This window comes from Sedimenticola hydrogenitrophicus (genome assembly GCF_029017505.1).
Classification (GTDB): Bacteria; Pseudomonadota; Gammaproteobacteria; order Chromatiales; family Chromatiaceae; genus Sedimenticola; species Sedimenticola hydrogenitrophicus_A.
On record NZ_JAQGEI010000029.1, the window covers coordinates 61,419 to 70,521 of the forward strand.

At 56.7% G+C, this 9,103-nt stretch carries 8 protein-coding genes; all 8 read left to right on the forward strand.

The window, feature by feature from the left end:
* Positions 1-230 precede the first annotated feature (230 nt).
* Entirely contained in the window at positions 231-1,187 is a 957-nt protein-coding gene (locus O9K64_RS16945; RefSeq protein ID WP_275099286.1) for a UDP-glucose 4-epimerase family protein, read from the forward strand.
* On the forward strand, positions 1,171-1,719 hold the full coding sequence (locus O9K64_RS16950) for a sugar transferase (RefSeq protein ID WP_275099287.1): 549 nt from the start codon (positions 1,171-1,173) through the stop codon (positions 1,717-1,719). Before O9K64_RS16945 ends, O9K64_RS16950 begins: the two co-directional genes overlap by 17 nt.
* 515 nt (positions 1,720-2,234) lie before the next feature.
* Positions 2,235-2,783 carry a type IV toxin-antitoxin system AbiEi family antitoxin gene (gene abiEi, locus O9K64_RS16955; RefSeq protein ID WP_275099288.1) on the forward strand — a complete coding sequence of 183 codons (549 nt, stop codon included), beginning with the start codon at positions 2,235-2,237 and terminating at the stop codon, positions 2,781-2,783.
* Entirely contained in the window at positions 2,770-3,666 is an 897-nt protein-coding gene (locus tag O9K64_RS16960) for a nucleotidyl transferase AbiEii/AbiGii toxin family protein (protein ID WP_275099289.1), read from the forward strand. The genes abiEi and O9K64_RS16960 overlap by 14 nt, the downstream gene beginning before the upstream one ends.
* Before the next feature lie 181 nt (positions 3,667-3,847).
* The gene (locus O9K64_RS16965; protein ID WP_275099291.1) at positions 3,848-4,063 is read left to right on the forward strand and encodes a type II toxin-antitoxin system RelE/ParE family toxin; all 216 of its coding nucleotides are present in this window, start codon (positions 3,848-3,850) and stop codon (positions 4,061-4,063) included.
* A 265-nt stretch (positions 4,064-4,328) separates the two neighbouring features.
* Positions 4,329-4,877, forward strand: coding sequence for a sugar transferase (locus O9K64_RS16970; RefSeq protein ID WP_275099293.1), 549 nt, complete (start codon positions 4,329-4,331; stop codon positions 4,875-4,877).
* Positions 4,878-4,898: 21 nt separating this feature from the next.
* Positions 4,899-6,896 (forward strand): polysaccharide biosynthesis protein, encoded by a 1,998-nt coding sequence (locus tag O9K64_RS16975; RefSeq protein WP_275099294.1) that lies wholly within the window; start codon positions 4,899-4,901, stop codon positions 6,894-6,896.
* A 469-nt stretch (positions 6,897-7,365) separates the two neighbouring features.
* Positions 7,366-9,015 carry a glucose-6-phosphate isomerase gene (pgi, locus tag O9K64_RS16980; RefSeq protein ID WP_275099295.1) on the forward strand — a complete coding sequence of 550 codons (1,650 nt, stop codon included), beginning with the start codon at positions 7,366-7,368 and terminating at the stop codon, positions 9,013-9,015.
* The last annotated feature ends 88 nt before the right edge of the window (positions 9,016-9,103 follow it).

Below are 9,103 nucleotides of genomic sequence, written 5' to 3' on the forward strand. Positions count from 1 at the left end.
AATTTTTGCGAGAACAACCTGGAACGCCCATTTGGAAGGCTCTATTCCAGTTAGTTGTTGGTGTTGATCAAGCCGGTCAAATCACCCCGTAGGAGCGCCTCTGGCGCGAAGGTTTTCGCGGCGAAGCGACGCACAAGGAAGTGCTAATGCCGCGGGAGGCAGGATGCCGGGAGCGGCCACTCCTACAAAAGCACGATCCCTCATGCAACACCTAACTGGTATATAGCCATTTGAAAGTCTTAATCACCGGTGCTAACGGTCTCATTGGCAGGAGCCTTTGTACGGGTCTGGAGGAATCGGGCTGTTCCCTCATCCGTACCGTTCGACATGCGTGTACGCACGGCAAGTATGCGGTCGGTCACATCGACGGAGGGACAGACTGGGGGAAGCCGCTTTCTGAGGCCCCGAATGTAGTGGTGCATCTAGCTGCTCACGTGCATGGGATGCAAGAAGCGGAGGATGACGCCGCGGTGTTGTATCGACAGGTTAATACCGAAGGCACGCTGAATCTGGCGCGGCAATGCGCCGCCGGCGGCGTTAGGCGATTTGTGTTTCTCAGTACCGTGAAGGTGTTGGGTGAGGGGCGCGAGGAGCCTTATCATGCCAATGACCCTGCCATCCCCATTGGGCCCTATGCCATCTCCAAGTGGGAGGCTGAGCAGGGATTGCAAGAGATTGCCGAGCACACCGGGATGGAGGTGGTCATTTTACGTCCGCCGCTGGTGTATGGGCCGGGTGCAAGGGCAAATTTCCTGCGCATGATGCGGACTATCGACAAAGGCATTCCCCTGCCCTTTGGAGCGATTCAAAACCGGCGCAGTCTTCTTTACGTGGATAATCTGGTCGACGCAATCAGGGTTTGTCTGAACCACCCGGCTGCTACCGGAAAGACCTATCTGGTGAGTGACGTTGACGATGTTTCCACGCCGGAGCTGATCCGTCGTATGGCGAGTGCTTTGGGCCGACCGGCGCGTCTTCTGCCGGTGCCCTGCCGTTGGATGCGGTTTGTAGGACAGCTATTGGGTAAGCAGGCTGTGGTGAATCGGTTGCTGGACTCGCTGACAGTGGATAGCCAACCAATACGGGAAGAATTGAACTGGTCGCCGCCATACAGCATGCAGACAGGCCTGGTGGCGACTGCGGAGTGGTATCGTAAGGTGAAGGCGGACCATGCTACGCGCACTTGATGTGCTGTTTTCAGCGCTGGGCCTGCTGGTCGCGCTACCGCTGTTACTGCTGCTCTTCGTACTCGGCCTGCTCGATACCGGCTCACCGTTGTTCCGGCAGGTACGCGTGGGACGCTATCAGCAACCGTTTACCCTGGTCAAATTCCGCACCATGCGACCCGATACCGCTTCGGTGGCCACGCATTTGGCCGATGCCTCTGCGGTTACGCCATTTGGATCGTTTTTACGCCGGACCAAGCTGGATGAGTTACCTCAGCTATGGAATGTCCTCAAGGGGGAGATGAGCCTGGTCGGTCCGCGCCCGTGCCTGTTCAGCCAGCGTGAGTTGATTGCCGAACGTGCAGCGCGCGGGGTTTTTGAGGCGAGGCCTGGCATTACCGGGCTGGCGCAGGTGAACGGTATTGATATGTCCACGCCAGTAATGCTGGCTGAAACCGATGCAGACATGCTCGCCAGCCTGACACTGTCGGCTTATGTGCGATACCTGGTGCTCACTGTTCTTGGTAAGGGGGCGGGAGACCGCATCCGGTAAACCCCATAATTGGGAGATTTCATGACACTCGAAAGGGAGTTCGGGGTCAGTGCGGCTCAGGATTAGTGGCATCGGCCGAACTTGCCGATACCGTCATCTTGTGAGAAGGGTTTTCGGATTAAATACCCGCATAACTCAAGCAGGTGGTTGTGTATGTCTGGGTGATCATGACCAAACATGTGCACCTGCTGGTTACACCCAACCTACACGCGTGTTCATCGGTATTTGTGGGTGAAGGGTAGGACTAAGTCGTGAGTGTTTTGCGGGCGTGCGACCTGACTTTGGTGTTCTGCATTCTGTTTAGCGTAGGTGGATGGCGGTGCGATGCTTTTGGTGCTTTGAGCGGACGGTGTCCGCTATCGCCACAGGGCGCGGCTTCTACAGGGGGGTGGCGCGCTTGGCTTTTGTGTATGAGGCCCGACCTCGGGCAAGGCTTTGTGGTGGGGGTTGAGTTTTTTTGTATATTACTCAACACTAAGTTACATTAAGTGAAACCTTGTGCTGAGTCATCCCTTATGCAGCCGATCAAGCAGTTAACCCGCGCCTTGGCCGAGCTGGCTAGTGCCGAGCACTACCTGTTTAGTCTGGCGGACTTGCGCGCTTTGTTGCCAGCCCTGTCCGATGCGGCATTCAAGACGCTGCTCAGCCGGGCTGTTAGTGAGGGGCATCTCGCGCGGGTTTGTCGTGGGCTGTATCTGTATGAGCGGGTGGACTATCCCCGCGGCCAGCTACTGTTTCATGCGGCTGCGCGCTTGCGGGCGGATACCTTCAATTACATCAGTCTGGAAACGGCGCTCAGCGATGCCGGGGTGATTTCGCAGATTCCGATCAATTGGATCACCCTGATGTCGGCGGGTCGCAGCAATATCATTCGCTGCGGTGCCTGGGGCTCCATCGAGTTCGTGCATACCCGCAAGCGTCCGGATGATGTCGCCGGGCAATTGCGCTATGACCAGCGCTGCCACCTGTGGCGTGCCTCGGTCGCTCTGGCGTTGCAAGATATGCGCGCTACACGGCGGAACATGGAACTGATCGACTGGAGTGTCGTAAATGAGCTTGTTTGACCACCTGGTGGACGAAGCCCTGCGCAATAAGGCTGGGTTTGCGCCGTTGCGGATGGTGGTAGAGAAGGAGTTGCTGCATCACGACATCCTGCGCGAGATGAGCAGTGCCGGTTTGCTGGCTAGATTGACCTTCATCGGTGGTACCTGTTTGCGTGCCTGCTATGGCTCTAGCCGCTTGAGCGAGGATTTGGATTTCACCGGCGGTGCGGACTTCAGCAGGGACAATCTGACGACGCTGGCGCGGGTGCTGGTCGAGCGTTTGCAAGACAAATATGGCTTGACCGTCGAGGTCAGCGAGCCCTCCCGTGAGACGGGCAATGTCGATACCTGGAAGTTGAAAGTGCAGACCCGCCCAGGGCAACGCGATCTGCCGGCGCAGCGCATCAATATCGATATCTGTGCCGTTCCCAGCCACGAACCACGGCCGATGATGCTGAGTAACCATTACGGGGTGGACATGGGCACCGGCGGCTTGATTGTGCAGGCAGAAAGTCGCGAAGAAATTCTGGCCGACAAGCTGCTGGCCTTGGCTTTACGGCCTGGTCGTCTGAAGAATCGCGATCTCTGGGATATGACCTGGTTGCACCAGCAGGGTGTTGCGCTGCCCCTGGCTCTGGTGCCGCTGAAGCTGCGTGACCACCGCTGCGATACGCAGCGATTCCTCGGACTGTTGGCCGAGCGTCGAAAGGCGTTGCTGAGTGAGGCGCAACTGTATGACGACTTCCGCGCGGAAATGCGTCGCTTCCTGCCGACGGCAGTGGTCGCCGAAACGGTCGAGCAGCCGGCGTTTTGGAGTTATCTCACGACGTTGGTCGCGGAGCAGTGCCAGCAGGCCCGTGATTTTCTCTCGAACGATCAACAGGCTCCGCGCTTCAGGATGTAGGGTCGGGGATTGTGTGATTCGGAGTGGATTCGATATGCATTGGGGGGGGCGTTGAAGGTTTTTTCGTAGGGGATTACCCGTGGTCTTCGACGAGGCGCTGTCGTGCAGCAAACAAGGGTTCGTACGCCAGCGCCGGTAGGAGCCAGCAGTAGCACCCTGGTCGATGTGGCTGGGAAGGTGGATGCGCCTACCGGCTTATCCACCCTACGAAACTGTTGAACGTGCAGGGAAAGGGCAAATCGATGCCGATCTCGGTGGCGGTGTACTCAAGCAGGGTGTGGCACGTCAAGGGCAAGGCAAATCTGGTGGTTTCCGCACGATCATCCTGTATCGGACAGCAGAACGTGCTGTATTCGTCTACGGTTTCGCTAAGAGTGACCGACAAGCCATTGCCTGATGAGTTAGTTTTGTTACTCTGACCCGAATGGCACTTACTTAAGCCAAGAACCACCGTCATCCCGGCGCAGGCCGGGATCCAGACTGCTTAATGGTGGCGGTATTCCTGGATTCCGGCCTGCGCCGGAATGACGAAAATCCTGCAATTCGCCTTAAGTAAGTGCCATTCTACTCTGACCCCGAACTCATAGGCTGGTCGCCGCCATACAGTATGCAGACAGGCCTGGTGGCGACTGCGGAGTGGTATCGTAAGGTGAAGGCGGACAATGCTACGCGCACTTGATGTGCTGTTTTCAGCGCTGGGCCTGCTGGTCGCGCTACCGCTGTTACTGCTGCTCTTTGTTCTCGGCCTGCTCGATACCGGCTCACCGCTGTTCCGGCAGGTACGCGTAGGACGCCATCAGCAGCCGTTTATCCTGGTCAAATTCCGCACCATGCGACCCGATACCGCCTCGGTGGCCACGCATTTGGCCGATGCCTCCGCGGTTACGCCATTTGGATCGTTTTTGCGCCGAACCAAGCTGGATGAGTTGCCGCAACTATGGAATGTCCTCAAGGGTGAGATGAGCCTGGTCGGCCCGCGACCGTGTCTGTTCAGCCAACGTGAGTTGATTGCCGAACGCGCAGTGCGCGGGGTTTTTGAGACGAGGCCTGGCATTACCGGACTGGCGCAGGTGAACGGTATTGATATGTCCACGCCAATAATGCTGGCTGCAACCGATGCAGACATGCTCGCTGGCCTGACACTGTCGGCTTATGTGCGATACCTGGTGCTCACTGTTCTTGGTAAGGGAGCGGGAGACCGCATCCGGTAAACTCCATAATTGGGAAACTCCATGACACTCGAAAAACTCGCGGTTCCCGTTCTGGCCCTGCCGCGCACGGCAAAGCGTGCCCTGGTATTGGTTGTGGATATCTGTCTTTGCGTGCTGACCGTCTGGCTGGCCTTTTTTCTGCGCCTGGAGGAGTGGGTGCGTTTTAGCGGTGAGGGCTTTTTTCAGCCGCAGTGGGCCGTACTGACCTCGGTGGTGCTGGCAGTTCCACTTTTCGTGACCCACGGCTTTTATCGGGTAATTTTTCGTTATTCTGCACTGGCCGCCATCGGCAGCGTGATGCGTGCGTTCGGGCTGTACGGCCTGCTCTACGCGACGCTCATAACAGCGGTGGGATTGCCCGGAGTACCGCGCAGCATTGGTATCATTCAGCCTCTCCTCCTGCTGCTGGCCGTGGGGGCTTCACGGGCGCTGGCGCGGTTTTGGCTGGGCGGGTTGTATAAAGATATTTTGCATCGAATGAATCTACCCAAGGCCTTGATCTATGGTGCAGGCACCGCTGGGCGCCAGCTCGCGGTGGCGATGGCTAATAGCCAAGAAATGCGGGTTGCAGGTTTTCTTGACGATGACGACCGGCTGCACGGACATGTGCTCAACGGTCTGCCGATCTACAGCCCGGACGACCTGGCCGGATTGGTGGAAACAATTGGCATCCGCACCGTATTACTGGCGATGCCGACTCTTTCGCGACGCCGACGCAACGAGATCCTGGATTCGATTCGGAAGGCCCATGCCCATGTGGTGGTGCGCACTTTGCCTAGAATGACCGATCTGGCCGAAGGACGTGTGACTACATCGGATCTTCGCGAACTGGACGTGGACGACCTGCTTGGCCGTGAGCCAGTGTCGCCAAACCACATCCTGCTGGTCAAAAACATTAGCGGAAATGTGGTGCTGGTCACGGGGGCCGGTGGCTCGATTGGCAGTGAACTATGCCGCCAGATAATCAAGCTCAAACCGGCCAGGTTGCTGCTGGTCGAGATCAGCGAGTTCGCGCTCTACGCCATTCACTCCGAGTTGGAGATGCTGCAGTCGGCAGATGGAAGAGATAAACCACATCTGATCGTTCCATTGCTCGCATCGGTTCAGGATGAAGAGCGGATACGCGAGATCATAGATGCCTGGCAGCCAGACACAATTTATCATGCCGCCGCCTACAAGCATGTTCCCATGGTCGAGCACAATCTGGCCGAGGGGGTCAAAAACAATGTGCTTGGAACGCTGATCACCGCACAGGCTGCCATCGAGAAAGGGGTATCGGATTTTGTACTGATCAGCACCGACAAGGCGGTGCGACCGGCGAATGTCATGGGTGCCAGCAAGCGCTTGGCAGAGATGTGCTTGCAGGCGCTCAGCCAGCGGATTGCAACCGGCAGTAAACAGGGTGCTAAGAAAACGACCCTGTCGATGGTCCGGTTCGGGAATGTGCTGGGCTCCTCCGGTTCGGTCATCCCGAAGTTTCGCAAACAGATTCGGGATGGCGGCCCGATCACCCTGACGCATCCCGAGATTAATCGCTTTTTCATGACTATTCCTGAAGCGGCGCAGTTGGTGATCCAGGCTGGAGCCATGGCGAAAGGGGGTGATGTATTTGTGCTGGATATGGGAGAGCCGATCAGGATCGTCGATCTTGCCCGGCGAATGGTTGAACTCTCTGGCCTGATGGTACGGGACGAACAAAACCCTGATGGCGATATCGAGATCTCCATTACGGGGTTACGTCCCGGTGAGAAGCTCTACGAGGAGTTGCTTATTGGTGACGATCCTCAACCCACTGTCCACTCGCGCATTCAGCGGGCACGGGATCCCTTTATTCCATGGTCGCAACTGGAGACCGATTTAAACACACTGCGTATTGTGCTTGGTCATAACAACATCGACATCATTCTCGCGCTACTGAGAAAACTCGTGGCTGGTTATCAACCGACCAATGAAATCGTTGACTGGGTGTATAACGAACAGCTGCTGTCGGCTGACGGACAGTTTGATGGCGAATCATAATGAACCGTGTGATTCGTCAGCTCACGCCGAGCGACTCACGCTGCGTGCCGGGTGAGTAGTGCTCTTTTTTGCCCAGCCTGGCGCTAGCTGGGCCTTCACAAAGGCTCTATCCCAGTTAGTTGTTGGTGTTATCAAGCTTGGTGAATCACCCCGTAGGAGCGCCTCTGGCGCGAAGGTTTTCGCGGCGAAGCCGCTCCTACGGAGCTTCAGGTTGCTATGGATTTGTAGGAGCGCCTCGGGCGCGAAGGTTTTCGCGGCGAAGCCGCTCCTACGGATGCAATCCAGAAATCCATGCAACATGTCTATTTCATCCAGCAGATAACGGGGTGAAACAAGTCATCTGGCCATGATTAATGCTGGATCTCAAAGAGTCACGCTCGTAATCTGTGCTGCTGCATGGCAGCACCTAAAAAGCAGAAAACCGTACATACACTTGTGTAACGTACCCAAAGAATAACGGCGAAGTGTTATGGATATTACACGTACTTCCGCGTGGCGGATGCTCTTGCAACATCGAGACGGAATGGCAACTTGTCATCTTCGCGACTGCTTTGCCGATGATCCGATGCGTTTCTCGCATTTATCATTTGAAGTTGGAGGGATGCTGGTTGATTTTTCCCGGCAACGGCTAAAGCAGCAAACGCTGAAACTTTTGTTAGGCCTTGCGCAAGCCGCCGATGTGCCGGGTTGGCGTGACCGTATGTTTGCAGGAGAAAGGATAAACTTCAGTGAAAATCGAGCCGTCCTTCATCCGGCCTTAAGGTATTCCGAAAAGGGCACGTTCCCGGCGCTCGATCAGCGTGTACTATCTGAAATATACGCGGTACGCGCTAAAATGCGTTCTTTTTCAGATTGCGTTCGCAGTGGTTCCTGGCGGGGTTTTTCCGGCGACGCGATTCGTGATGTGGTGAATATCGGCATAGGAGGGTCAGACCTTGGCCCGAAACTGGCGGTGCATGCCTTGTCAGCCTGGCAGCACCCGGGTTTGAACTTTCACTTTATATCCAATCTGGATAGTGCGAATCTTGCGCCTTTGCTGGATAAGCTGGATCCACGCACAACGCTGTTTGTTGTGGCGAGCAAATCGTTCACGACCCAGGAGACGCTTATCAATGCCCACACCGCCCGTGACTGGTTGTGCGCGAAAGCCGGAGGTCAATCCGAAGAGGTAATGGCGCGGCATTTTGTTGCGGTGACCGCAGTGCCTGAACTCGCCAGGAACTTCGGGTTGCCGGAACCAAATATATTCCGTATCTGGGATTGGGTGGGGGGGCGCTATTCCCTCTGGTCGGCTGTGGGTGTGAGTATCGCTTTGGCCGTTGGCATGGATAACTTCGAGGCCTTGTTAAAGGGAGCAGAGGCCATGGACCGGCACTTCCAGGAAGCGCCGTTGGGAGAAAATCTACCGGTTCTGATGGCGCTGGTCGGTATCTGGAATAGCAACTTTCTTGGCGCCGAAACCAATGCCGTTCTGCCCTATAATGAATCACTGCGCTATCTGCCCGCCTTTCTTCAACAGCTTGAGATGGAATCCAACGGGAAGACGGTAGGGCGGGACGGGCAACCTTTGGAATGTAAGGCCAACCCGGTGGTCTGGGGGGCGATCGGTTCGAATGGCCAGCACGCCTTCTTCCAGTTGCTGCACCAGGGTGGTTGGCTTGTACCTTGTGACTTTATAGCTGCCGTGGAGAGTAATTTCCCACTACCCGGGCACCAGGCCCCGCTGTTGGCGAACTGTTTCGCCCAGGCGGCGGCGCTCGCCTTCGGCAAGACGGAGGCGGAAGCGCGCTCCGAGCTTGAAGCGGCCGGTCTGTCTGGCGAGCAGCTGACCGCGCTGCTGCCGCACAAGGTGTTCACAGGCAACCAGCCTTCCACGCTGCTCTTGTTGCCAAAATTGGATGCCCGCTACCTCGGTCTACTACTGGCACTCTATGAACACAAGACATTCGTGCAGGGCGTGATCTGGGGAGTCAATTCGTTCGACCAATGGGGCGTGGAGATTGGAAAACAGCTTGCGGGACGCCTGTTGCCGGCACTGCGCGGGGAGGGCGATGTTGCAGGGCTGGATGAGTCAACCGCGGCGCTGATCAAGTGGTGTAGAGCGCACAAAGCTTTGTGAATGGAATGTCCTCCTCCATGTGGTATTGCCACAGTTTAGCGGCGGAGCCGCTCCTACGGGTGGCGGGATTGTTGTGGATTTGTAGGAG